The sequence below is a fragment of the Xanthomonas arboricola pv. juglandis genome, assembly GCF_001013475.1.
In the GTDB taxonomy this organism is placed as follows: Bacteria; Pseudomonadota; Gammaproteobacteria; order Xanthomonadales; family Xanthomonadaceae; genus Xanthomonas; species Xanthomonas arboricola.
Genome location: NZ_JZEF01000004.1, coordinates 215,789 through 240,438, shown reverse-complemented (window position 1 = coordinate 240,438; position 24,650 = coordinate 215,789). Strand labels below are relative to the sequence as shown.

Annotated in this window: 23 protein-coding genes and 1 pseudogene; 15 read left to right on the top strand and 9 right to left on the bottom strand. The window is 66.0% G+C overall.

What is annotated here, in order from left to right:
- The first annotated feature begins 188 nt into the window (after positions 1-188).
- On the top strand, positions 189-572 hold the full coding sequence (locus XARJCFBP2528_RS16020; protein WP_016900922.1) for a response regulator: 384 nt from the start codon (positions 189-191) through the stop codon (positions 570-572).
- Here XARJCFBP2528_RS16020 and XARJCFBP2528_RS16015 read toward each other — a convergent pair.
- The 3 genes from XARJCFBP2528_RS16015 to XARJCFBP2528_RS16005 all read right to left on the bottom strand — a co-directional run bounded on the left by XARJCFBP2528_RS16015 (position 566) and on the right by XARJCFBP2528_RS16005 (position 2,820).
- A complete protein-coding gene (locus XARJCFBP2528_RS16015) occupies positions 566-793 on the bottom strand; it encodes a hypothetical protein (protein WP_047124877.1) in 228 nt (75 codons plus the stop codon). The two genes, XARJCFBP2528_RS16020 and XARJCFBP2528_RS16015, sit on opposite strands and share 7 nt — an antisense overlap.
- Positions 793-2,073, bottom strand: a complete 1,281-nt coding sequence (locus XARJCFBP2528_RS16010; RefSeq protein WP_039513313.1) for a sigma-54-dependent transcriptional regulator — start codon at positions 2,071-2,073, stop codon at positions 793-795. The genes XARJCFBP2528_RS16015 and XARJCFBP2528_RS16010 overlap by 1 nt, the downstream gene beginning before the upstream one ends.
- A 561-nt stretch (positions 2,074-2,634) precedes the next feature.
- Entirely contained in the window at positions 2,635-2,820 is a 186-nt protein-coding gene (locus tag XARJCFBP2528_RS16005) for a hypothetical protein (RefSeq protein ID WP_016900925.1), read from the bottom strand.
- A gap of 214 nt (positions 2,821-3,034) precedes the next feature.
- Here XARJCFBP2528_RS16005 and XARJCFBP2528_RS16000 point away from each other — a divergent pair, with 214 nt between their 5' ends.
- The 6 genes from XARJCFBP2528_RS16000 (at position 3,035) to XARJCFBP2528_RS15975 (ending at position 10,963) form a co-directional block, all read left to right on the top strand.
- Positions 3,035-3,901: an SDR family oxidoreductase gene (locus tag XARJCFBP2528_RS16000; protein ID WP_047124934.1), complete on the top strand. Its 867-nt coding sequence runs from the start codon at positions 3,035-3,037 to the stop codon at positions 3,899-3,901.
- 426 nt (positions 3,902-4,327) lie between these two features.
- Positions 4,328-5,497: a UDP-glucose 4-epimerase GalE gene (gene galE, locus XARJCFBP2528_RS15995; RefSeq protein WP_047124876.1), complete on the top strand. Its 1,170-nt coding sequence runs from the start codon at positions 4,328-4,330 to the stop codon at positions 5,495-5,497.
- Between the two features lie 38 nt (positions 5,498-5,535).
- Positions 5,536-6,720 carry a glycosyltransferase family 1 protein gene (locus XARJCFBP2528_RS15990; RefSeq protein ID WP_016900929.1) on the top strand — a complete coding sequence of 395 codons (1,185 nt, stop codon included), beginning with the start codon at positions 5,536-5,538 and terminating at the stop codon, positions 6,718-6,720.
- A complete protein-coding gene (glf, locus tag XARJCFBP2528_RS15985; protein WP_016900930.1) occupies positions 6,717-7,904 on the top strand; it encodes a UDP-galactopyranose mutase in 1,188 nt (395 codons plus the stop codon). The genes XARJCFBP2528_RS15990 and glf overlap by 4 nt, the downstream gene beginning before the upstream one ends.
- 132 nt (positions 7,905-8,036) lie before the next feature.
- A complete protein-coding gene (locus XARJCFBP2528_RS15980) occupies positions 8,037-9,188 on the top strand; it encodes a beta-glucosidase (protein ID WP_026064006.1) in 1,152 nt (383 codons plus the stop codon).
- A complete protein-coding gene (locus XARJCFBP2528_RS15975; protein ID WP_016900932.1) occupies positions 9,185-10,963 on the top strand; it encodes an ABC transporter ATP-binding protein in 1,779 nt (592 codons plus the stop codon). Before XARJCFBP2528_RS15980 ends, XARJCFBP2528_RS15975 begins: the two co-directional genes overlap by 4 nt.
- A gap of 169 nt (positions 10,964-11,132) precedes the next feature.
- On the opposite strand, the gene XARJCFBP2528_RS15970 is transcribed toward XARJCFBP2528_RS15975, so the two are convergent.
- Positions 11,133-11,777: a DUF4142 domain-containing protein gene (locus XARJCFBP2528_RS15970; protein WP_016900933.1), complete on the bottom strand. Its 645-nt coding sequence runs from the start codon at positions 11,775-11,777 to the stop codon at positions 11,133-11,135.
- Between the two features lie 262 nt (positions 11,778-12,039).
- On the opposite strand from XARJCFBP2528_RS15970, the gene XARJCFBP2528_RS15965 reads away from it, so the two are divergent.
- Positions 12,040-13,203, top strand: a complete 1,164-nt coding sequence (locus XARJCFBP2528_RS15965) for a zinc-dependent alcohol dehydrogenase (protein WP_016900934.1) — start codon at positions 12,040-12,042, stop codon at positions 13,201-13,203.
- A gap of 75 nt (positions 13,204-13,278) precedes the next feature.
- On the opposite strand, the gene XARJCFBP2528_RS23900 is transcribed toward XARJCFBP2528_RS15965, so the two are convergent.
- On the bottom strand, positions 13,279-13,446 hold the full coding sequence (locus tag XARJCFBP2528_RS23900) for a hypothetical protein (RefSeq protein ID WP_016900935.1): 168 nt from the start codon (positions 13,444-13,446) through the stop codon (positions 13,279-13,281).
- Positions 13,447-13,711: 265 nt separating this feature from the next.
- Between XARJCFBP2528_RS23900 and XARJCFBP2528_RS22775 the strand changes: the two genes are divergently transcribed.
- Together XARJCFBP2528_RS22775 and XARJCFBP2528_RS15955 are read left to right on the top strand one after the other, a co-directional pair.
- Entirely contained in the window at positions 13,712-14,128 is a 417-nt protein-coding gene (locus XARJCFBP2528_RS22775) for a YkgJ family cysteine cluster protein (RefSeq protein WP_026064007.1), read from the top strand.
- A gap of 10 nt (positions 14,129-14,138) precedes the next feature.
- Entirely contained in the window at positions 14,139-14,405 is a 267-nt protein-coding gene (locus tag XARJCFBP2528_RS15955; protein WP_016900937.1) for a hypothetical protein, read from the top strand.
- 144 nt (positions 14,406-14,549) lie between these two features.
- Here the strand turns inward: XARJCFBP2528_RS15955 and XARJCFBP2528_RS15950 are convergent, their stop codons facing one another.
- The 3 genes and pseudogenes from XARJCFBP2528_RS15950 to XARJCFBP2528_RS24215 form a co-directional block, all read right to left on the bottom strand.
- Positions 14,550-14,762, bottom strand: a complete 213-nt coding sequence (locus tag XARJCFBP2528_RS15950; protein ID WP_016900938.1) for a hypothetical protein — start codon at positions 14,760-14,762, stop codon at positions 14,550-14,552.
- A 266-nt stretch (positions 14,763-15,028) separates the two neighbouring features.
- Positions 15,029-15,796, bottom strand: a complete 768-nt coding sequence (locus XARJCFBP2528_RS15945; RefSeq protein ID WP_016900939.1) for a LysR family transcriptional regulator — start codon at positions 15,794-15,796, stop codon at positions 15,029-15,031.
- Positions 15,797-15,805: 9 nt separating this feature from the next.
- Positions 15,806-15,939: pseudogene (locus tag XARJCFBP2528_RS24215) on the bottom strand (helix-turn-helix domain-containing protein); the annotation flags it as partial.
- Positions 15,940-16,042: 103 nt separating this feature from the next.
- On the opposite strand from XARJCFBP2528_RS24215, the gene XARJCFBP2528_RS15940 reads away from it, so the two are divergent.
- From XARJCFBP2528_RS15940 to XARJCFBP2528_RS15920, 5 genes are all read left to right on the top strand, one after another.
- Complete coding sequence (locus XARJCFBP2528_RS15940; RefSeq protein ID WP_016900940.1) at positions 16,043-17,242, top strand: MFS transporter; 1,200 nt, start codon at positions 16,043-16,045, stop codon at positions 17,240-17,242.
- A gap of 283 nt (positions 17,243-17,525) precedes the next feature.
- A complete protein-coding gene (locus tag XARJCFBP2528_RS15935) occupies positions 17,526-18,275 on the top strand; it encodes a DUF3348 domain-containing protein (protein ID WP_047124875.1) in 750 nt (249 codons plus the stop codon).
- A 10-nt stretch (positions 18,276-18,285) separates the two neighbouring features.
- The gene (locus tag XARJCFBP2528_RS15930; protein WP_026064009.1) at positions 18,286-20,967 is read left to right on the top strand and encodes a DUF802 domain-containing protein; all 2,682 of its coding nucleotides are present in this window, start codon (positions 18,286-18,288) and stop codon (positions 20,965-20,967) included.
- Entirely contained in the window at positions 20,964-21,638 is a 675-nt protein-coding gene (locus XARJCFBP2528_RS15925) for an OmpA family protein (RefSeq protein ID WP_016900943.1), read from the top strand. The genes XARJCFBP2528_RS15930 and XARJCFBP2528_RS15925 overlap by 4 nt, the downstream gene beginning before the upstream one ends.
- Entirely contained in the window at positions 21,635-22,285 is a 651-nt protein-coding gene (locus tag XARJCFBP2528_RS15920; protein WP_016900944.1) for a DUF2894 domain-containing protein, read from the top strand. The genes XARJCFBP2528_RS15925 and XARJCFBP2528_RS15920 overlap by 4 nt, the downstream gene beginning before the upstream one ends.
- Before the next feature lie 193 nt (positions 22,286-22,478).
- Here the strand turns inward: XARJCFBP2528_RS15920 and XARJCFBP2528_RS15915 are convergent, their stop codons facing one another.
- Entirely contained in the window at positions 22,479-24,623 is a 2,145-nt protein-coding gene (locus tag XARJCFBP2528_RS15915) for a TonB-dependent siderophore receptor (RefSeq protein WP_016900945.1), read from the bottom strand.
- Positions 24,624-24,650 lie beyond the last annotated feature (27 nt).

The following is a 24,650-nucleotide window of genomic DNA, read 5'->3' as shown; positions in this document are numbered from 1 at the left end:
GCGCCGGGTGTGGGCGCAATCGTCAATGATGGCGCAAACCTGCCTCTACTGCTACGCGGCGTCTGAGCGATACAGCTGCCTTGCACAGACCGGTACTGGAAGCGCCTGCTTACGCGCGGCGTTAACCGACGCGACGCGCACTATGGCTTGCGCGTCGCCAGACAGCGCCACCGCTCTAGGAGTTCGCCATGCTGGACAATCCACTCAACGGCCGCCGCATCCTCGTGGTCGAGGACGACTATCTACTGGCCGAATCGCTCAACGATCTGTTGGTGGAGGCCGGCGTCCATGTGCTTGGACCGGTGGGCAATGTGCCGGAGGCGCTGTCGCTGGTGACCTCCGGGCAGACCATCGATGGCGCATTGCTCGACGTCAATGTGCGTGGTCAACCGGTGTTTCCGGTTGCCGACGCACTGCTGGAGCGCGGCGTGCCATTTTCGTTCTGCTCCGGCTACGACCGCTACACGCTACCGCCGCGGTTTGCGCATCTGTCGTACTGCATGAAGCCGTACAACCCGCGCACCATCACCGCCCTGCTCAGCAACCAGACCCAGCCTGCCGAGCATTACTGATCGGTGCTGTCGCTGGACACCCCATCGTCCTGGCGCAGGGCGCGCTCTTCTTCGCCCAGTTGATTGAGCAACTCCACCGCCGATTGATGGGTGGTGCGCAAGGTCTCCATGGGCTTGGAGGTCTCGTTGCGTAACGCATACAACGCAAAGCCCATCACATTGAGGCGGTTGCGTAGCTGATGCAGCAGCTCGCGCCGCCGCCCCTGGGATGCATCGCCCACTACGCGTCCTTGTCGCTGAGCCGGTTGTGCAAGGTGCGCACGCTGATCCCTAACTCGCGCGCCGCCGCCTTCTTGTTGAAGCGCGTGCGTGCCAAGGCCGCCTCGATCATGGCGTCTTCGGCCTGGCGCATGGTCCACCCTGCCGGAATTAGCAAGCCGTCTTCGTCGGCCTGCGGCACGGTCTGCACCACATCCGGCGCGCTCAGCAGATCGCCGTCCGCGCGCAGGTACAGATAGCGGATGAACGAGCGCAGCTCGCGCACGTTGCCCGGCCAGGTGTGGTACGCCAGATAGCGCAGCAACGATTTGGTCGGCAGCTTGCGGGTGCCGTACTTGACGTTGAGCTCATCGATCACGCGCAGGCCCAGCAGACGCGCATCGCCGCGACGCTCGCGCAGCGGCGGCACCTGGATCGGGTACTCATTGAGCCGGTAGAACAGATCCTCGCGCAGCACGCCGTGCTCGCGTTGCACATGCTGGTGCGTTGCCGCGACCACGCGCGCGTCCAGCGGGATCTCCTCGCTGCCACCCACGCGCATGAAGCTGCGCGACTCGATCGCGCGCAGCAGGTAGACCTGCAGCCGGGTCGGCATCTCGCCGATCTCATCCAGGAACAGCGTGCCATCGGCGGCCTGCTCCAGGAATCCGGCGTGCCGACGATCGGCGCCGGTGAAGCTGCCGCGCTCGTGACCGAACAGCTGGCTGGCCAGCAGTTCCTCGGGAATCGCCCCGCAGTTGACCGGCACGAAGCGACCACGCCGGCCGGAGACACGATGGATCGCGCGCGCGACCAGATCCTTGCCGGTGCCGGTCTCGCCGGTCACCAGCACATTCAGATCGGTCGGCGCCACGCGCACGATGTCCTTGCGCAACAGCACGATGCTGTCGCTGTTGCCGATGATGCCCAGGTTGCCCTGCTCCGCTTCGCGCAGGCCGCCGAGCACGCGCTCCAGCCGTTCGGGCGCAAACGGCTTGGTAAGGAACTCGCTGACGCCGAACTGCTGCGCGCGGCCCTGGGTTTCGTAGGCGTAATCGCCCGAGACCACCACGATCTGCGGCGTGTGATCCGGGTCGAGCCGTTCGATGAGATCGAAACCGCTGCCGTCGGGCAGGCCAACGTCCACCACCAACAGGTCGGGGAAGTTGCTGTCCAGCCAACGGCTGGCTTCGCCAAGGGTGTGGATGCCCTTGGCACGGAAGCCGCTATCGGTGGCTAACTCAACCACCTGATCGCAGAACTCCACGTCGTCGTCGATGATGGCGCAGGAAAGACGGTCCATGGGCGCTTCTGTCCGCAATGACTAGTACATGTTCAGTTGAGAATTGTGACGGCGGCGCGAAAGACGCGCCTGCACGTCACCACGAGATGGCACATCGTTGTCACGGCCGTCCGGCCGCGTGGGTTCTCGCTCCCCCAAGTCGAGCTCGCCGTAAAAGTTTGACCGAAGTACGCAAAGCAATGCCGGATTACGCCAGTGCCAAGCGTCATGGTCGAGGTCGGTGGGCGCGGCGAATTGATCGAAACGCCAAGGAGCGCAAGGTTTGCGGGGGATGGAGGGCAGCCCGAACACGGGTGCCGTTGACTGAGCTGACGGATCAGCTCGCTTGGCCCGTGCTATGACGCGCCTGCTGGATTGTCGGCTCGTGCCGACGTGGATCGTTGCCGCTTGCGGCCTTGCGCAAGCGCGGCCGCAAGGCACCGGGTGCGCTGTGTTGCCACTGGCCTACGCACTGGCCGTGGAGAAGATGTGCATGGGGTTGCCAAGGCCGGCGCTGTGATACGACGGCGGAGTTGCGTGCGCTTGCATCGCGAACACCGGAACTGCAGCGTTGAGCGCGACTCAGCGCTTCTCGGAGCCGTCTGGTCGTTCGTAATCGTGTTCGGGGTCGGCCTTGTTCACATCGCGGTCTTCGTCGGGCATGTCGTGCACCTTCCACTCGACATCCTCGTTGCGCTGTTCCTGCGGCGTAAACGGCTTTTGCTGGTCGTCGTCCGGGCCCCACGGCTTTTTCGGTTCACTGCCCATCGTCGTTCTTCTGCGTTGTGGTCGTGAGCCCACGCTAGGCCGGTGCACATTGCACAGCAGTGAACAAAGCTGCGCGATGGCGTGAAGCAATCGCCGCGCGCAAGCGGCGGCATCGTCAACACACACGCCGCCGACATTGCCTAGCCCGCGCGTTTACGTTTGCGCAGGCACACTGCCGTTCATTGTGAAGCGTCGCACCGCACAGGAGACCGAAATGCCCGTACCCCACTACCCGCGTCCGCCATTCAAACCGCAGCAGCAGAACTTTCCCGGGCGTACAGAGAAGATGGACCCGCGCCCGGATCATGGCGAAGACAGTTATGTCGGTCATGGGCAGCTCACCGGCAAGCGCGCATTGATCACCGGCGGCGACAGCGGCATCGGTGCGGCCGTGGCGATCGCGTATGCACGCGAGGGTGCCGATGTGGCGATCGCCTATCTTCCCGATGAGCAGGAAGACGCCGCCAAAATCGGCGCATTGATCGAAAAAGCCGGCGTCAAGGCCTTGCTGGTGGGCTGCGACATCAGCGACCCCGCCCAGGCGGCTGCGTTGATCGAACAGGTCAACAGCACATTCGGCGGCCTGGATATCCTGGTCAACAACGCCGGCTATCAGAAGTATTTTGAGAACTTCGAAGACATCACGCTGGAGGAATGGCGCAAGACCTTCGACACCAATGTGCATGCCGTGTTCCACCTGGTGCAGTTGTCGGTACCGCTGATGAAGGACGGCGGCTCCATCATCAATACCGCCTCGGTGCAGTCCAAGAAGCCGACGCCGAACATCCTGCCGTATGCCGCAACCAAGGGTGCGCTGGCCAACCTGACGATTGGCCTGGCAGGCGTGCTGGCCGACAAGCACATCCGCGTCAACGCGGTGCTGCCGGGCCCGATCTGGACGCCGTTCATTCCCGCCGGCATGGATGAGGAGTCGGTGGAAAACTTCGGCGGCCAGACGCCGATGGGCCGCCCCGGGCAACCGGTGGAGCTGGCATCGGCGTACGTGATGCTGGCAGCCGATACTGCCAGCTACACCTCGAGCACATTGCTCACCATTGCCGGTGGCGCCGTCACGCTGTAACGCTATCCAGCGCTGCAGCTGCGCGTAAAGCCCGCCTCGCTTGCTCAGCGAGGCGGGTTTTTTTATTACCGCAGCGTGCGCTTGCAGCTGCTTGATGCGACCCCGTCCCTTGCACTGTACTGCCCACGCAACATGTCGCGCGCGCGCACCCACAGTCACGGTGAGGTTGCGGTCAAGACCATACTCGCGTGGCACGCACCCACCACTGTGCCTGCTCTCACGGCCCGCCTCCTACCGTAGGTGGCGTTGGACCGTGATGCACAACCCCTTTCTTCTTGCCCAGAGCTGCCTGCCACCCCGTGCGTGGCGCAAGCGCACTGTCCTGCCGGCGCGATGACATCACGCAACACGCATGAAACGTGCGAGGTGGTGCATCCGCGCCATTGATAGGCCGGCGCGTCAGCGCCCTCCACAAGGCAGACATCCATGAGAATTTTGGTCACTGGCGGCACCGGCTATATCGGCTCACATACCTGCGTCGAGTCGGCGCGACGTGGCCATGAAGTGTGCATTGTCGATAATTTGAGCAACTCCTCCGAGCGCGTACTCGACCATCTGCAGCACCTGATGGGTTTCCGCCCGGACTTCCATCGCATGGATGTGCGCGCGCCCGAGCTGGCCGAACTGCTGACTGCGAAGAAGATCGATGCGGTGCTGCATTTTGCCGCACTCAAGGCGGTGGGCGAATCGGTGCGCGAGCCGTTGCTGTACTTCAACAACAACGTAACCGGCACGTTGGCGCTGTTACGCGCGATGCGCACCGCCAAGGTAACCAGGCTGGTGTTCAGCTCCTCGGCCACCGTCTATGGCGATGCCAACACCAGCCCGATCCGCGAAGACGCGCCGCTGAAGGCGATCAACCCGTACGGGCGCACCAAGCTGATGATGGAAGAGATGATCGCCGACCTCAGCGCGGCCTGGCCGGAGTTCAATGCGGCGCTGCTGCGTTACTTCAACCCGGTCGGTGCACATCCCAGCGGGTATCTGGGCGAAGACCCGCGTGGCGTGCCGAACAATCTGATGCCGTATATCGCGCAGGTGGCGGTCGGTCGCCGCGATGCGTTGCAGGTCTTTGGCGACGACTACCCCACTGCCGATGGCACTGGCGTGCGCGACTACCTGCATGTGATGGATCTGGCACGCGCGCATGTGGATGCCATCGACTACCTGCAGCGCGAGCGCACCGGCCTGGTGGTGAACCTTGGCACCGGGCGCGGCTACAGCGTGCGCGAAGTGGCCGCCGCGTTCGAGCGGGCCAGTGGCCGGCGCATTCCGCTCAGCATTGCACCGCGTCGCGGTGGCGATGTGGCGGTGTATTACGCCAACGCCACGCTCGCCCATCGCCTGCTCGGCTGGAAGGCCGAACACGACCTGGACCGCATGTGCCGCGATACCTGGCGCTGGCAGTCCATGCACCCGGATGGCTACGCCACCTCGCGCCTGAGCCGGCCGCGCACGCCGGCTCCGGTGCCGGAAACCGAGCTTGCCCGCGACGCAGTGGCACCGGTACGCCGCCTGTTGCCGGCGGCCGATGGCCGTCGTCGCAGCGAGCCGGCGCGCCCGCTGCTGCTGACGGACCGTCTGTCGCGCGCCTGATCGGCGCGCATTCCTTTTTCTTCTAGCGAGGTCATTCCATGAGTTGGGCTGGTCAATTCCATTACGACATCGGCAAGACCCGCCGAGCCGTTTCGTCCGACAGCACACCGCAGTTCGATCCGTCCCGGACCACCCTGCTGTGCCTGTCGCATCTGCGCTGGAGCTTCGTCTACCAGCGCCCGCAACATCTGATGTCGCGCTTTGCCGGCGACTTCAATGTGCTGTTCTGGGAGGAGCCGATCGCCTGCGATGAATCCGAGCCCTGGCTGCAGGTGCGTGGCGAGGAAGGCGGCCTGCATGTGCTGGTGCCGCGCCTGCCGGCCGGCTGTACCGGCGACGCCGCGGTGCAGGTGCAGCGCCAGTTGCTGGACGGTTACCTGGCCGAGCTCGGCGTGCGCGACCTGCTGCTGTGGTACTACACGCCGATGAGTCAGAGCTTCAGTGCGCATCTGCGTCCGCGTGCGATCGTCTACGACTGCATGGACGAGCTGTCGGCATTTCGCGGTGCGCCGCCCGAGCTGGTGCAGCGCGAGCGCGAGCTGTTGCAACGCGCCGACGTGGTGTTCACCGGTGGCTACAGCATCTGGGAAGCCAAGCGTGCGCTGCACTCCAACACGCATGCCTTCCCCAGCAGCGTGGATGTGGCGCATTTCGCCGCCGCACGCCAGCCGCAGCAGGAGCCGGCCGATCAAGCCGATATCCCGCACCCGCGTCTCGGCTTCTATGGCGTCATCGACGAGCGCTTCGACGTGGCCTTGCTGCGCGACATCGCCGAGCAGCGGCCGCAGTGGCAATTCGTGATGATCGGGCCGGTGGTCAAGATCGCCGCGTCCGAGCTGCCGCAGGCCGCCAACATCCATTACCTCGGCGGCAAGACCTACGACGAGCTGCCCGGCTACCTGTCCGGCTGGGAGGTGGCGCTGATGCCGTTCGCGATGAACGCCTCCACCCGTTTCATCAGCCCGACCAAGACCCCCGAATACCTGGCGGGCGGCTGCCCGGTGGTGTCCACACCCATCCACGATGTGGTGCGCACCTATGGCGACACCGGCGTGGTGCGCATTGCCGACACCGCCGCGGCCTTCGTTGCCGCCTGCGAGGCCGCGCTGCGCGACGGCGCCGATCGCGAGCAGCTGCTGGAAACCGCCGACCAGGTGCTGGGCGATATGTCCTGGGACCACACCTATGACTTGATGAAGGAAAAACTCACGTGGAAGCAATGACACCGTCGGGCACCGTCCCGCTGGCGAGCACGCGCACCCTTGGCGGCACCCGGCGCGGATTCGACTACCTGATCATCGGCGCAGGCTTTGCCGGCAGCGTGCTGGCCGAGCGCCTGGCGGCAGGCCTGGGCAAGCGCGTGCTGGTGGTCGACCGCCGCCCGCATATCGGCGGCAATGCCTACGACTTTCATGACGACGCGGGGGTGCTGATCCATCGCTATGGCCCGCACATCTTCCACACCAATGCGCAGCGCATCGTGGATTACCTGTCCAACTTCACCCAGTGGCGGCCCTATGAGCACCGCGTGCTGGCGCAGGTGGGCGAGCAGCAGGTGCCGATCCCGATCAACATGACCACCTTGAACCGGCTGTACGGCCTGCAGCTCACCACCGAAGAGGAGGCCGCCGCGTTCCTGGCCAGCCGCGCCGAGCCGGTGGCCGACATCCAGACCAGCGAGGACGTGGTGATCAACCAGGTGGGCCGCGAGCTGTACGAGACCTTTTTCCAGGGCTATACGCGCAAGCAATGGGGCCTGGATCCGTCGCAGCTGGACAAGTCGGTGACCTCGCGCGTGCCCACCCGCACCAACGACGACGACCGCTACTTCACCGACACCTTCCAGCAGATGCCGCTGCACGGCTATACGCGCATGTTCGAACGCATGCTCGATCACCCCAACATCAAGGTGATGCTCAACACCGATTACCGCGAGATCCGCGACGAGCTGGACTACGACCAGCTGGTCTACAGCGGCCCGGTGGACGAATACTTCGACTATTGCTACGGCAAGCTGCCGTATCGCTCGCTCAGGTTCGAACACAGCACCGTGGATCAGGAACACTTCCAGTCGGTGGCCACGGTCAACTACCCGGCCGAAGATGTCGCTTACACGCGCATCACCGAGTACAAGCACCTGACCGGCCAGCAGCATCCCAAGACCAGCCTCACCCACGAGTATCCTTCGGCCGAGGGCGACCCGTATTATCCGATCCCGCGTGCGGAAAACGCCGAGCTGTACCGGCGCTACGAGCGGCTGGCGGCCGAAACGCCCAATGTCACCTTCCTGGGGCGGCTGGGCACCTACAAGTACTACAACATGGATCAGGTCGTCGGCCAGGCGCTGGCCTTGTTCAAGCGTATCGAAGAGGCCGAACACCAACGCCGCGCCGAACTGATCGCCTGAGCCACCGGATGTCACCCCGCAGACGTCTGGTTGCGGGTGATGCATGAAGCGGCTCACCAGGCCGGCGTGTCGTGTCAGCCACTTTCCATTGCTCCGCTGCCAGACTGCGGCGGAGATGCAGCAGGACCCCAGATGCATAGCCCCACAGTGTTCGACAGTTTCTTCATGGCGGGGTTCGAGTGTTCGACCCATCGCCGTCGCGATGGCCGCCGGCTGGATCTGATCGCCGGCACCAGGCACGACCGCTGGGCGGCAAACGACTACCGCGCCGTCGCCGCACATGGCATGCGCACGGCGCGCGACGGCTTGCGCTGGCACCTGATCGAGCAGCGGCCCGGACATTACGACTGGTCCAGCTTCCTGCCGATGCTGCATGCCGCCAATGCCGCCGGCACCCAGGTAATCTGGGACCTGTGCCATTACGGCTGGCCGGACGATGTGGATATCTGGAGCCCGCAGTTCGTCGATCGCTTCGCGCGCTTTGCCGCCGCGGCGGCACAATGCGTCAAGAACGAAACCGATGCGGTGCCGTTCTATTCGCCGCTCAACGAGATCTCGTTCTGGGCCTGGAACGGCGGCGATCACGCGCGCATGCATCCGCTGGCGCGCGGGCGCGGTTTCGAGCTCAAGCATCAGCTGGTACGCGCCACCATCGCCGCGATCGATGCGGTGCGCCAGGTGGAACCGCGCGCGCGCTTCGTGCAGGTGGACCCGGCCATCCATGTGATCGCCTCCAACGACCGCCCCGGCCCGCGACGGGAAGCCGAACGTCTGCGGGTGGCGCAATTCGAAGCCTGGGACATGATCTGCGGCAAGCAGTGGCCTGGCCTGGGCGGCGCGCCGCAGTATCTGGACATCGTCGGCCTCAACTACTACGCGGACAACCAGTGGTATCTGGGCGGCACGCCGATTCCGCGCACGTCCGCCGACCACCGCCCGCTGTCGGCAATCATGGATGAGTTCTGGCGGCGCTATCAGCGCCCGCTGATCATCTCCGAAACCGGTGCGGAAGGCGACAAGCGCGCCGGCTGGCTTGCGCACGTCGGCAGCGAAGTGGCACTGGCCATGCAGCAAGGCGTGCCGATGGAAGGGATCTGCCTGTATCCGGTGCTGGACTATCCGGGCTGGGACAACTACCGCCATTGCCCCACCGGCGTGTTCGGCTATGCCGATGAACACGGCCAGCGCCCATTGCATGACGGGCTGGCCGAGCAGTTGCGCCGCGAACACGAACGCTTTGGCCTGCCTGCACCGCAGCGTGCGCTGGCCGACATCGATACGTGAACACCGTCGCGCAGCCCGCCCTGTTGCCGGACACTCCCGCGCGTTTTCTATGGCATTACATTCGCCAGCGGCCCTGGCACTTTGCCGGGTTGCTGCTGCTGATCATCGGTGCTGCCGGCTGCGCGGTCTCGGTGCAATACGGCATGAAGGTGCTGGTCGATGCGATGGCCACCGACCAGCGGAGCGAAGCCAACGTCTGGTTGCCGCTGGGCTTGTTCATCGGCCTGATTGCCATCGAAAACCTGCTGTGGCGGCTGGGCGGCTGGCTGGGCTGTCGCACCGTGGTGGCCAGCGTGGTGGATATCCGCGTGGATCTGTTCCGCCACCTCACCGGCCACCCGATGCGCTATTTCAGCGAGCATTTTGCCGGCGCCCTGGGTAACCGCATCACCGCGCTGGGCAGCGCGGCCGGGCAGATCTATGGCGGGCTGGCCTGGAAGATCGTGCCGCCGATCGTGGACTTCATCGGCGCCATCGTGCTGCTGCTCACCGTGGACTGGCGCATGGCCGCCACCTTGATCGGCTTTATCGCGGTGGTGGCCGCCATCATCACCAGCTTCGGCATCCGCGGCCGCGCCAAGCACCAGCGCTTTGCCGCGCAGGCCGCGCGCGTGGGCGGCGAGCTGGTGGATGCGGTGTCCAATGTGTGGACGATCAAGGCGTTTGCCGCACGCGACCGCGAAAGCGCGCGGCTGGCCGAGCAGATCGGCTACGAGGCGGTCGCCCATCGCCGCAGCTGGATGTACGTGGAAAAGGCCCGCGTGATCCACGACATCTGCCTGTCGGTGATGGCCGGCCACATGCTGATCTGGGCGATCAGCATGTGGCGCGCCGGCACGGTGAGCGCGGGCGACGTGGTGCTGGTCAGCGCGCTGACCTTCCGCATCCTGCACGGCTCGCGCGACCTGGCGCTGACGCTGGTGGATACCACCCAGCAGCTGGGCGCCATCGCCGACACGCTGCAGATCATCCTGCAACCACATGCCATCGTCGATGCGGATGCACCGCTGGCCCTGGCCCAGGGGGATGTGCGGTTCGAAGAGGTGCGCTTTGCCTATCCGGATCGGGCGGCGGTGCTGGATGGATTGAGCCTGCATATCCCTGCCGGCCAGAAGGTCGGCATCGTCGGGCCCTCCGGTGCCGGCAAGTCCACCTTGATCGCGCTGATCCAGCGCCTGGACGATGTGCAATCCGGACGCGTGCTGATCGATGGCCAGGACATCCGCAGCGTCAGCCAGGACAGCCTGCGCGAAAAGATTGCAGTGGTCCCACAGGAAACCGCGCTGTTCAATCGCAGCATTGCCGACAACATCCGCTACGGCCGCCCGGAGGCCAGCGACGCGGAGGTGCAGGACGCTGCGCGGCACGCATTCTGCGATGGCTTCATCCGGCAACTGCCGCAGGGCTACGACACCCAGGTCGGCGAACGCGGGGTCATGCTCTCCGGTGGTCAACGCCAGCGTCTGGGCATCGCACGCGCGTTCCTGAAGGACGCGCCGATCCTGATCCTGGACGAAGCCACCTCGGCACTGGACACCGAGTCGGAAGCGGAAATCCAGGCCGCGCTGGATCACCTGATGCGCGACCGCACGGTGCTGGCGGTGGCGCATCGTCTGTCCACGGTGATCGGCTTCGATCGTATCCTGGTGCTGCAGGACGGCCGCGTGGTCGAAGACGGCAACCCGGCGCAGCTGCGTGGTCACGGTGGTGTGTTCGATGGTCTGTGGCAGCGCCAGGCAGCGGGATTCGAGCAGGCTGCGCCTGATCCATCATGAAGATGGCCTTGCGATGAGATGCCCGGTACCGGCTGAGCATGCTGCAGGTGTGCAGCAAGTCGGGTAGACACGCGCCACGCATGCCCCTAACGACAACAGGCAGCCGAAGCTGCCTGCTGCCTGCGTCGCACCGCGCATCACGCGGTGCTCGATCAACGTCTCTGCCTGATCAGTGCGCCTGGTTCGACTTGGCGCGCAGCGACTTGGCATGCTCCAGATGCTGGGCGATGGTCTCGCGTGCACGCTGCAGCTCCTTGCCCAGATCGCTCGAACCCGGCTCGCTGGCCAGCTGCGCATCCAGCAACGTCAATGCCTGCTCGTGACTGGTGACGCTGGCCTGCAGGTACTGCGTTTCGAACTCCTTGCCGTTCAAGCCTTCCAGACGCTTGCGGGTGCCGTCAGCGCGGGTGGTTGCAGCCTGCGCCAGCGTGCCGCTGCGATCCGGTGCAAACCGGCTGAGGTCGGTCAGTGCCGCGCTGTGGGCCTCGTCCATCTTGCGTGCAAACTGCAAGGTCTCGCCACCCAGGCCTTTCACGACTGCCAGTTGCGCCAGCGTGCGCTCCTGCTCGTTGAACACCACCAGCGCACCAAGCGCCTGCTTGCGATCGCCGGAGATCGCAGCGGCATCACGCAATGGATCGCCATGCGGTGGCGTGCTGCCCGCATTGGCCGGCGCGCTCAGCGTCTGCGGTTGAATGTCGCGATCGTTGTTCTTCGGGCTGGCCGCTTCACCGGACTCGTTCTGACGACGCTGCCATGCCTTGTAAGCCACATAGCCCACTGCACCGGCGGTCACCATCTTGAAAATTCCCATCGTAGTCTCCTGGTTGATCGCGCAAGGCACGATCGTTGATTGTCGGGGTCGCATGGTCGCTGCACGCATGAGCTGCGAACGATTCAGCGTGGCATTCGAGAGTGCGAGCGCCCGGGTTATCCAGGCGTGACACACGCATCAACGCCGCGTCGCCAATCGAACGCGTCCACACCGTGCGCACGTGCCGTGCTGACGGACTTAACGGCACGCTGCCGAAACTGGCTGTGTTGCCGCACATCGACGGCCTATCCGGAGAACCCCCATGCTCGCCCTCAACTACCACGGCTCACGCGATGTCCGGGTCGAAACCGTGCCGGACCCGGTCTTGGTCGAACGCGACGATCTCGTCCTGCGCGTGACCGCCACCGCCATCTGCGGTTCGGATCTGCATTTGTACCGCGGCAAGATTCCGGATCTGCGACACGGCGATATCCTCGGCCACGAGTTCATGGGCATCGTCGAAGATGTGGGCCCCGACGTCACCGCCGTCAAACGCGGCGACCGCGTGGTGATCCCATTCGTGGTGGCCTGCGGGCGTTGCTTCCATTGCATGCTGCAGGAATTCTCCGCCTGCGAGACCACCAATACCGGCAAGGGCGCAGCACTCAACCACAAGGACATGCGGCCGCCGGCGGCGCTGTTCGGCTTCAGTCATCTGTATGGTGGTTTGTCCGGCGGGCAGGCCGAATACGTGCGCGTGCCCAAGGCCAATGTCGGGCCGTTGGTGGTGCCCGATGCATTGCATGACGAGCAGGTACTGTTCCTGTCCGACATCCTGCCGACCGGCTATCAGGCGGTCATCGATGCCGGAGTCAAGCAGGGCTCGACGGTGGCGATCTTCGGTGCCGGCCCGGTGGGCCTGATGGCAGCGGCCTGCTGCCGCATGCTGGGCGCCGAGCGCATCTTCATGGTCGACCGGCATGCCTACCGGCTGGACTTCGCATCCAAGGCCTACGGCATCATTCCGATCAACTTCGACGAGGTCGACGACCCGGCCGATGTCATCGTGTCGCAAACCGATGGCCGCGGCGTGGATGCCAGCATCGAAGCGGTGGGCTTCGAGGCCGAAGGCAGCGCGATCGAAACCGCACTGACCAACTTGAAGCTGGAGGGCAGCAGCGGTGTTGCCATCCGCCAATGCATCGCGGCAACGCGCCGCTGCGGTGTGGTCAGCGTGCCGGGCGTGTATGCCGGCTTCATCCACGCCTTCATGTTCGGCGATGCCTTCGACAAGGGTTTGAGCTTCAAGATGGGCCAGACCCACGTGCAGAAGCACATGCCGCACTTGCTGGAATGCATCGGCAATGGCGACCTCAAGCCCAGCGCGATCATCTCCCATCGCATGCCGCTGGCCGATGCGGCGCGTGGCTATGAGCTGTTCGACAAGAAGCAGGACGATTGCCGCAAGGTGGTGTTGACGCCGTAACAGCCAGCAACGCTGCAAACGCAAACGGCGCGGTCGATGACCGCGCCGTTTGCGTTGCTGGCTCGTGTGGCCGGGTCAGTCCAGCGGTTTGGCCGGCACGAACGGCGACACCGGATCGCTGGCCGGAAAGGTTTCTTCCAGCGCATCGTCCTGCAAGGCGTCCTGCTTTTCCTTCTCGCTGCGTTGGTCGTCGTGATCGCCGGCCAGATCGGGCGCAGTTGCGTGTTGATGGGCAGTATTCATGGAATCTCCTGTCGCGTTGATGCGGACCACCCAACGCTACGGTGGTCTGCCAACGGCACAGGTGAAAGAGGTCTTCGCACTGGCGCGACAAAGGCAACCGTTTAGGCAAACGTCGGATGCATTGGCACGTTGGCGCAATATGGCGATCGTACGCATGCGGACCACAGCACGATTGAGCGCGCAGCATGCCGTGCTTGCGTCAACAGGCAGACGCGCAAGGCAATGCACTGCCGGCAACGCGATCATCGCGTTTTTGCGCCGCGAGATAACAGCCTGCTGCCGCCACGGCGGGGACCGGTTCACACCCCGGCGCGCCCAGGGTGTATGGTGCAAGGGCGGCCGGACTCCGGTGTCGCCTTCACTCTATCTGGCCTTCTCCATCAAGAATCTCTGCGAACGTTGCGACGCCGTCTGTTGCCGGCTCACCGTCATGGTCGATCCATCCGACCGCATCCCCAACCACTTGACCAGCGTGACACCGCAAGGTTGGCACGTGATGGCGCGTGACGAGGAAGGCTGGTGCGTGGCCATCGATGCGGCGCGCATGTGTTGTTCGATCTACGAGACGCGGCCGGCGATCTGCCGGCGTTTCGTCATGTCCGGGCCGTATTGCCGCGACGTGCGTGCCACCTACGACGACCAACGCCGGCGGGGCATTCCCTTGACGCTGTACAACGCATGAGGATTTCGCCATGAACAACTCCCGCCGTCAGTCGATGACCGTGAGCAATCAGCCAGGCAAGCCGCGTTTGTCCGAGCAACGGCTGGCCGCCGATCTGGAGGCGTTCCAGCAATCCGGTGGCGCGATCGAGCGTCTGGGCGATACCCCGCTGCGTCGCGACAAGAAGCGCGGCGAGCCCGAGGCCGCCCCTGCCAAGGCAGTCAAGAAACCTGCTGCCAAGACAACCGACGCGTCCGAAGCAGAGACCGCGACAACCGCAACAACCGACGCCGAGTAAATGCGTCGCCGTGGCAGCACACCTGCGGTGTGACTGTCGATGCTGGAGTTGGGTGATTGATGCCGCGCCGCGTGCAGACACCCCGGCCGGCTGCAGGGCAGCGTCTTCTTCGACAATGGCCTGCGCCCGGCAGGCAGTCGCGAGTTACAGCAGTTGCGCGTGCTTGGTCGCGCCAAGTCCCTGCGCCAGGGAAGCCATTTCGTTGGCCAGTGTGATCAGATCGCCGCCGGCTTGTGCGGCAAGGGTCATGATGCGTTGATACGCGTCCCAGAAGTCCGGTCCACTGCCATAGGCAGCGTGGAACCCTTGTAACTCCAGGACCATGAGATCGGACACCTGCATGTCGCAGCGATCCATTGCGGTTACCTCGTTGGGGAATCGTCCCCGGACGGCAGACTACACGCGTTCACCTTACAAAACAGGGTCGGCCGTGAGACAGCGCAGTTGTAACTGAATTGGTCAGAGAGCAGGCGCAGACCGGCGCGATTGCGCTCGATCGGGCTCGCTGCTGCGTGTGCTGGCGTGTGCGCTGCCCCGAACCTGGCGCTGCATCACGGAGAGTCGATGCACAGCGTGCGCAACCGCTGCCGCGATCACGCACGACATCACGCCAGGCGCCGCACTCACGCCGCATCCTGCAAGCCCTGCTGCAGGCATTCCAGCAACCGGCTCAGCTTGGGCAGCAGCTGGCGCGCGCGCATCCATACCAGATGCAGCGGCAGGCCTTCGGTATCGCACTGCGGCAGTACCGCGACCAGGCTGCCGCGCTGCAGGTGCTGATCGATCAGCCAGGTCGGCAATTGCGCGATACCCAACCCGGCCACCACCGCATCCACCTGCGCCTCGGCATTGCCGAACACCACCCGCGCGTCCATCGCACGCTGTTCCACCGGCCCTGCGCCATGCCGCAGCAACCACGGGCTACTGCTGCCGTCGGCCTTGCCGTAGAGCACCGCATCGTGCGCCAGCAAGGCGGCGATGCTGTCGGGCGTGCCGCGCTGGGCCAGGTACTGCGGTGCGGCGCAGAACACGCGTTTTTCATGGCCCAGATAGCGGTGCCCCAGGCTGCTGTGCCACTGATCCGGCCCGCCGATGCGCACCGCGATGTCGATACCTTCTTCGGCCATGTCGACGAAGCGATCGGTGAACGAAATGACCGGCTGCAGGCCGGGATAACGCTGGAAGAACGGCAGCAACGCCGGCAATACCTTGTGCCGGCCAAAGCTCACCGGCAGGTCCAGCCGCAGCCGGCCGGTGGGCGCCTGGCCCTCGGCTTGCAACACGTGCTCGGCCTCCTCCAGCTCGTCGAGCACCTTGACACAGACCCGGTAGAACGCCGCGCCGGCGTCGGTCAGCGCCAACCGCCGGGTGGTGCGCGCGAACAGGCGCACGCCCAGGCGCGTCTCCAGGCGTGGATGGCCTTGCCCACTGCCGAGCTGGTCAGGCTGAGCCGCTCGGCGGCGGCGGTGAAGCTGCCGGCATCGGCGGCGCTGACGAAGATATCGATGCCTTTGACGCGTTCTGAGGGATTCATGGGCGCTCATTCAAGAACTAAAGTCCGCAATGTACGGAAAATACTCCCGATATACGATCTTAATTCTTTCCTATGATGGCCAGCCCACACTGCGGCGCATGCCATGTCTGCTGTCGGCTCTACTTCCTCTCCCGTTTCCGCCACCGCGGCACCGGCCGCTGCACGCAGCGGCCTGGCGATCTTCATCCTGGCGTTTGCCGCCTTCGTGATCGTCACCACCGAGTACCTGATCGTCGGGCTGCTGCCCGGCCTTGCACGCGACATGGAAATTTCCATCTCCGCGGCCGGCCAGCTGGTGACCTTGTTCGCCTTCACGGTGATGCTGTTCGGCCCGCCGCTGACCGCGTGGCTGTCGCATCTGGATCGCAAGCGCCTGTTTGTGATGATCCTGCTGGTGTTTGCGGTCTCCAACGCAGTGGCCGCGCTGGCGCCCAATATCTGGGTGCTGGCCTTTGCCCGCTTCGTACCGGCGCTGGCGCTGCCGGTGTTCTGGGGAACCGCCAGCGAGACCGCCGGGCAACTGGCCGGGCCGCAGCACGCCGGGCGCGCGGTGTCGCGGGTGTATCTGGGCATTTCGGCGGCGCTGCTGTTTGGCATTCCGCTGGGCACGGTGGCTGCCAACAGCATCGGCTGGCGTGGCGCGTTCTGGATCCTGGCTGCCCTGTCGCTGGCGATGGCCGCGGCGCTGGCGCTCTGGATGCCGACGGTGGCCCGCAGCGAGCGGGTGAATCTGCGCCAGCAGGCCGGCATCTTCGGCGAGCGCTTTTTCCTGGCCAATGTGATCCTGTCGGTGGTGGTCTTCACCGCCATGTTCACCGCTTACACCTATCTGGCCGACCTGCTGGAACGCAGCGTGGGCGTGCCGGCGGCGAATGTGGGCTGGTGGCTGATGGGCTTCGGCGCGATCGGCCTGATCGGCAACTGGCTGGGCGGGCGGGTGGTGGATCGCTCGCCGTTGCGTGCCACGGCGGTGTTCCTGCTGCTGCTCGCGCTGGGCATGGCCTTGTGCGTGCCGGTGGCCAAGACCGGCGTGCTGCTCTATCTGACCCTGGCGGTCTGGGGCATTGCCTACACTGCGCTGTTTCCGATCAGCCAGGTGCGCGTGATGAACTCGGTGACCCACTCGCAGGCACTGGCCGGCACCACCAATGTGTCGGCGGCCAATGCCGGCATCGGCATCGGCGCCATCATCGGCGGGCTGGTGATTCCAGCCTGGGGGCTAGGCAGCATCGGCTATGTGGCCGCTGCGGTGGCGCTGCTGGGCGTGGTGCTGATTCCGTTGGTACATCGCGCCCGAGGCTGAGATGTCGCGTTGCGGGCCAGGCACATCCGGCCCGCAGCGTTGGTAGCGCTCGCTGTGCACGACCACGGGAGTGCGCAGGCCAGATACCGCTACAGATGGACTTGATCCTTGGGCGCTGCGCCCGCTGGATCGCTGCGCTGCACGCTGCAATCGCACGCACACCCCCACACCAGGCCGGCTGAATGCCGCCAGGGCCGGCCTGCGCGGCCAAGCCCGCAGCTGCCGTGCAAAGCGCCGAACCGCGCAGCTTCCCGTGTAAAATGCGCGGTCTTTGACCGGAACAATGGCGAAAGCTTCTCCACGGGCGCCCCTGTCGGGCCCGGCGTTCATTCGCCTGCTTGCTCGCCTCACCGATGCCCACGTGGCCCAGTCCAACCATGCGCTCGCCGACCGGCTCAGCCAATGGATCGACTGGACGCGCGCGGTCGCCGTGTCCAAGGCGCTGGATGGCAAGCTGCCGGAGATCGACGCGCTGCCCGAGACGCGCAGACTCGACACCGAGGCCTGCGCACGCGTGCGCACCGGGCTGGCGACCAGCAGCGTGGTCGAGCTGGATGCCGTGCTCGCGCGCGCGCGCCGTGATGCGCGCAGCAGCGCCGCTGCCGACATCGACGCAGCGGCAGCGGCGCCCGCGCTCGACTATGCCCCGTTCCGCCAGCACTACCTGGCAATGCAACGCGCGATGCGCACCGCCACCGGCGACCTGCGTGGCCGCCTGCGCGACATGCTGGCGCTGGAATCGGCGACGATGGCGCGGCTGGCCGAGGTGGATGCGGTGATGGAGCTGACCTTGAGCCCGCGCGAGCAGACCCTGCTGAATCATGTGCCGAACCTGCTCGGCGCGCATTTCGAGCGTCTGCGCGATGCCGCGCAGGCGCAAAGCCAGGCACCCGACGGCGAGGCCGCGCCACGCGCGGTCTCCGACGGCTGGCTGGATGTGTTTCGCAAAGACATGCAGAGCGTGTTGCTCGCCGAACTGGATGTCCGTTTTCACCCGATCGAAGGCCTGCTCGCAGCGCTTCGTACCCGCTAACTGGGACCCCATGTTCAGAACTCTCGTCCACCTGTGTGTGTTTGTCGTCGGCCTGTTGGCGGTTTGCTGGGTCGGCATCGGTTATCTGGGCTCCAATCCGCTCGGCGCCTGCGTCGCGGCGGTGATCGGCGCCTGTTATGTGGCCGGCGCGCTGGAGCTGTATCGCTATCGCCAGGCCAGCGCGACGCTGGACGATGCCGTTGCCGCGTTGACCACCGCGCCATCGGCGTTGGGCGAATGGCTGGAGCGCCTGCATCCGAGCCTGCGCAATGCGGTGCGCCTGCGCATCAAGGGCGAGCGCGTGGCGTTGCCGGCACCGGTGCTGACGCCGTATCTGGTCGGCCTGCTGGTGCTGCTGGGCATGCTCGGCACCCTGCTCGGCATGATGGCCACGCTCAAGGGCACCGGCTTCGCATTGCAGAGCGCCACCGACCTGCAGGCCATTCGCGGCTCGCTGGCTGCGCCGGTGGAAGGCCTGGCGTTTGCGTTCGGCACCTCGATCGCCGGCGTTGCGACCTCCGCGATGCTGGGGCTGTTGTCGGCACTGTGCCGGCGCGAGCGGCTGCAGGCGGTGCAGCGGCTGGACCTGAAGATCGCCTCCGAGCTGCATCCGCACTCGGACGCGCATCAGCGTGGCGAAGTGTTCAAGTTGCAGCAGCAGCAAAGCGCGCTGATGCCGACGCTGATCGATCGCCTGCAGACGCTGATGCGCAGCATCGAGCAGCAGAGCATCGCCGCCGATGAACGCCTGGCCGCACAGCAGGCCGAGTTCCACGCCAGAAGCGAAGCGGCCTATGCGCGCCTGGCCACGGCGATGCAGCAATCGCTGCAGAGCGGCGTGGCAGAAAGCGCACGCGCGGTGGGCGCGGCCTTGCAGCCGGCGATGGAAGCGACCATGACCAGCATCGCGCGCGACACCGCCGCCTTGCACGAGCGCCTCACCCACGCCGTCCAGCAGCAACTGGACGGCATCACCAGCGGCTTCCAGCACAGCGCCAATGCCGCGGCCGCGCACTGGAGCAGCGCGCTCGCCGCGCAGGAACGCGCGCAGCAAGCGCTCGACACACGGCTGCAGACCACGCTGGAGCAGATCACACAGCAGACCACTGCCGTGCAGGACGGTGTCGGCACCGCCGTGCAGCAGCAGTTGCACGCGCTCAACGACGGCTTCCAACACAGTGCACAGACGGCCGCCGAGCACTGGCAGGCCGTGCTGGCCGCGCAGGAACGTGCGCAGCACGCGTTGACCGAGCAGTTGCAGACCACGCTCACGCAGATCGATCAGCGCAGCATCGCGGTGCAGGACGGCGTGACCCACGCGGTGCAGCAGCAGTTGACCGCGCTCAATGACGGGTTCGAGCGCAGCAACGCCGCCACGGGCGAGCACTGGGCGGCAGTGCTCGCCGAGCAGCAGCGCGCAGGCGCGGCGTTGAACGCGCAGTTGCAGGCCACGCTTGCACAGCTCGCCCAGCAGAGCACCGCGCTGCAGGATGGCGTGCACCAGGCCGTGCGGCAGCAACTCGACGGACTGAGCAGCGGCTTCGAAAGCAGCACCGCCGCAGCAGCCGCCACCTGGACCGCGGCGGTGGCCGAACAGCAACGCGCAAACCACGCGCTGACCCAGGAGTTGCAGGGCACGCTGACCCAGTTCGCCGGCACCTTCGACGCACGCTCCAGCGCCCTGGTCGATGCGGTATCCAGGCGCATGGATCAGTCCAGCAGCGAGACCGCCAGCGCCTGGAGCGCCGCGCTGGCGCAGCAACAGGACGCCAGCGCCGCATTGGCCGCCCAGCACCAGGGCGCACTGGCAGCCGCCACCGCCAGCTTCGACGCGCATGCCGCTGCCCTGGTGGGCACCCTGCAGCAATCGCACACCGAGCTGCAGACCGCACTGGAAGCCCGCGACACCCAGCGCCTGGCGCTGTGGAGCGAGCGTTTTACCGCAATGAGCGCGGACCTGAACACGCAGTGGGAGCGCACCGGCGAGCGCGTGACCCAGCAACAACAGGCGATCTGCGACACCCTGGCCAGCACCGCCAGCGAGCTGTCCACGCAGGCGCAGGCGCAGGCCAGCGCCACCATTGCCGAAGTGTCGCGGCTGATGCAGATCGCCTCCGAAGCACCCAAGGCCGCCGCCGACGTGGTGGCCGAGCTGCGCCAGAACCTGTCCGAGAGCATGGTGCGCGACACCGCCATGCTGGAAGAACGCAGCAGGCTGCTCGCCACGCTGGACACCTTGCTCAACGCGGTCAATCACGCCTCCACCGAACAACGCGAGGCGGTGGATGCGCTGGTCACCACCTCGGCCGATCTGCTGCAACGCGTGGGCACCCAGCTCACCGAACAGATCGGCAGCGAGACCGGCAAGCTCGGTGCAGTGGCCGCACATGTCAGCGGCAGCGCGGTGGAAGTGGCCAGCCTGGGCGAAGCCTTCGGCATGGCAGTGCAGCTGTTCAGCGGCTCCACCAGTGAGCTCAACGAGCGCCTGCAACAAGTGGCCAGCGCACTGGATGCCTCGCTGGCCCGCAGCGACGACCAACTGGCCTATTACGTGGCACAGGCGCGCGAGGTGGTCGACCTCAGCATGCTCTCGCAAAAGCAGATCATCGAAGAACTGCGTCAGCTCGATCGCGGTCGCAGCGACGCCGGCGATACAGGCGATGCCGATAGCAGCCAGGCCACCACCGCATGAGCGATGAGATCGACATCGACGGCGAATCGGGCACACCGATCTGGGCCGCCTTCGGCGACCTGATGTCGGTACTGCTGGGCGCGTTCGTGCTGATCCTGGTCGGGGTGATCGGTGTGCAGCTGCAGCTGTCCAGCCGCCTGGACGAAGAGGTCAAACAGCATCAGGCCGAAGCGCAGCGCCGCAAGACACTGGAGCAGGCGCTGGCAGCGCCACTGGCCGCCGGCCGGGTGACCCTGGTCGACGGCCGCATCGGCATTCGCGGCAATGTGCTGTTCGCCTTCAATTCCGATCAGTTGCAGCCGGAAGGCCGTGAGGTGCTGAAGACGCTGGCCGCGCCGTTGACCGAATACCTGGCGGCACGCGAGGAGATCCTGATGGTCAGCGGCTTCACCGACGACCGCCCGGTGCTGGGCGGCAACCGGCGCTACGCCGACAACTGGGAACTGTCGGCCCAACGCGCACTCACGGTGACGCGTGCATTGATCGCCGAAGGCGTGCCCGCCGCATCGGTGTTCGCCGCGGCCTTCGGCTCGCAACAGCCGGTGGATTCCAATGCCGATGAAACACGCCGCGCCAGGAACCGCCGTGTGGAGATCGCACCGATTGCGCGCCCGTCCACGTCGCGTGCGTCTTCTGCCGCCAAGCCAGCACCGGCCACAGGCACGCGATGAGCACGCAGGCGACATCCGCGCACGCGCGCCTGCAGCGCTGGCGCAGCCAGGGCGCCGACCAGTTGGATCCGGTGCGTTTCCACCTGATGGAAACGCTGGCCGCGCGTGCCGGCACGCAAGCCGAGCCAGTGCGCGAGGTGCTGGAAGAAAAACTGGGCAAACTGGTCGATGCGTATGCGGCAACGGTGAAGCACGCCGCGCGCCGCCGTGTCGCCAGCGCTGCCGCACAGCCGTCGCAACGCAGCGCGCTGGGCGCACTGGCCGAGCGGATGGCAGGCCATGCCGCGTTGATGGAAGTGGACAGCAGAAAGACCGCCAGCGCCGATGCCACGCAGTTCCCCGAGTTGCCGGCGCTGGAGGATTTTCGCCGCACCTGGACCACGGTGCGCACCGCCAGCCAGGTGCGGCAGTCGCTGCAGGACGCCCCCAAGGACGCCGGCCCGCTCAATTCCAGCGTGCTGGTGCATCGCTGCATCAGCCTGATGCGCGAGTGCTCACCGGGCTACCTGCAGCACTTCCTCGGCTATGTCGACGCGCTGTCGTGGCTGGAGCAGCTGCACAGCGGTGGCGCGTTGGCCAGCGAGGACGCCGCGCCGGTGGCGCCGGGCAAGAAGCGCAGCAAGCGTCCGTCCACGCGGCGCGGCTAGCGCAACCAATCAAGCGCGCTGGCGCTGCACGCACACGGCGGCTGGCTGAAACCAGCATGGCGCACCTGTCCAGCACGATCGTGGCCAATGCGCTGGTCGATGTCGTTCGCATCCGCCGACCAGCGCTGGCGTGGTCCATCAAGCAGGCATGGTCGGACGTCGCCAGTCGGTGTCGATCATATGCGGCCGCTGATCAGAACCTTAGCCGCACACCCACGGTCCAGCTGCGCGGCGCGCCCGGATACACCCACTGCTCGCTGTAGGAGAACGCGGCGTAGCGGCGGTCGGTGAGGTTCTCGACCTTGGCATACAGGCGCAGCCGCTCGCTCAGGTCGTAATGCCCGACCAGGCGCCACACCGTGTACGCAGGCAGCACGAAGTCGGTATTGCTATCCACCGAGCCCAGCCGCTCATCGGTATGCGACACGCCCACGCCCACCGCCGCACTGCGCTTGCCGGTCAACGGCTGCTCATAGTTGACGAAGGCGTTGCCGCTGAAGCGCGGCACGTTCGGAAAGCGGCGTCCCTCGGCCAGGCCGGTGCCGGCGGCGGCCTCACTGCTGCGCGTGACCTGCGAGTCGGTATAGGCCAGGCCCACCGATGCGGCCAGGCGCGGGGTCAGCCGCCCGAGCAGATCCAGCTCCACGCCCTGGCTGCGCATCTCGCCCACCGGCAGCGAAAAGCTGGTGTCGGCCGGATCCAGGCTCAGCACGTTCTTCTTGTCGATGCGGAACGCGGCCAGCGTCGCTTCCAGGCCATCGCCGGGCTGCACGTACTTCAAGCCGGTTTCCAGCGAGCGGCTTTTCTCCGGCGCGAAACTCTGCCCGTCCGCCCCCACGCCGCTGTTGGGACGAAAGCCCGCCGCAGCGCTGGCATACAGCGACAGCGCAGCGTCGACATGGAAGATCACGCCCGCACGCGGACTGACCACACCATCGGAGGCGCGCTGCGTGGAGCCGCGCAATTGATTGTCGAGATCCTGCTGGTAGTGGTCGTAGCGCAGGCCGAGCAAGGCCTTCCAGCGCGCGCCAAGGTCGAGCTGATCCTGCGCATAGACGCCCCACACCTGCTGGCGTTCTTCGGTGTCGGTGATGGTGGCCAGCCGCCCCGGCTGCGCAACGCCGTACTGCGGCGCAAGCACGTCGATGCTGTACGGCGTGGCCGCGGAGCGTGCGCGCTGCTGGAAGCGGCTGTCGTCGAAGCGATTGCCATCCACGCCGAACAACACGTTGTGGGTGACGCTGCCCGCCTGCAAGCTGCCAAGCAGTTCCGCACGCGCGGCGATATCGCGGCCCTGGTAATCGCGGTAGCGGCGCTCGCGGCGCAGCGTGCGCTCGTCGGCCTGCAGCGTCCACGGTTCGGTGGAAAACCCGCGCATGCCGCTGTCGCGATAGGTCGCCCCGCCCTGCAGCGACCAGGTCTGGTTCAAGCCATGCACCACGAACACCTGGTGCCCGGTGGAATGCAGATCGATATCGCCATCGCGCGGCTCGCCCAGAAAACGCCGGGCCGGCAGCCGATTGGCATCGCCATCGATGGCGGTGACACCGCGATCGAACGGCGCATGGATGCGCACGAATTCCAGCTCGTAGGACACCGTGGTATCGGGCGTCGGCATCCACAGCAGCGAGGGCGCCAACAGCGTGTTGTCGCTGTCGACGGTGTCGCGGAAGCTGTGCTGATCCTTGTGCATGACATTCAGCCGATAGGCCAGGTTCTCGCCCAGCGGTCCGGTGCTGTCGACCGCAGCGCGATAACTGTCGAAGCGCCCCGCCGACAGATCCACGCTGTGCTGCGGCTGAAACAAGGGCTTCTTGGTGACGATATTGACCGCACCGCCGGGCTCGCCGCGCCCGTACAACGCCGAAGCCGGGCCCTTGATCACCTCGATGCTCTGCGTGTTGGCCGCATCGCGCAGGCCGTTGTAACCGCGGCTGGCGTTGAAGCCGTTGACCATGTAGTCCGAGCTGAAATTCGGGTCGCCGGTGAAGCCGCGCATCGAATAGCTGTCCCACAACCCGCCCAGGTTGTTGGCCTTGGTGATGCCGCTGGCCATCTCCAGCGCGCCGGCCAGATCGTTGACGCCGGCATCCTCGAGCAGGGTCTGGTCCAGCACGCGCGCACTGATCGGCAGGTCGCGCAGCGGCGCATCGGTCTTGGTGGCACCGGTCACGCTCAATGCGCGGTACGGCGTGTACTGGCTGCGCACCTGCACCGCATCCAGGTCGTGCGCCTGCGGCTCGGCCGCCTCGGCAAGCGGACTGACGCCTGCGCAGCTCAGTGCACCGAGCAAAGGCAGCGTGTTGGACAGACGGCGGCGCGGCGTGGACACGGACATCGGGCAGGACTCCTGAAGCACCCGGGC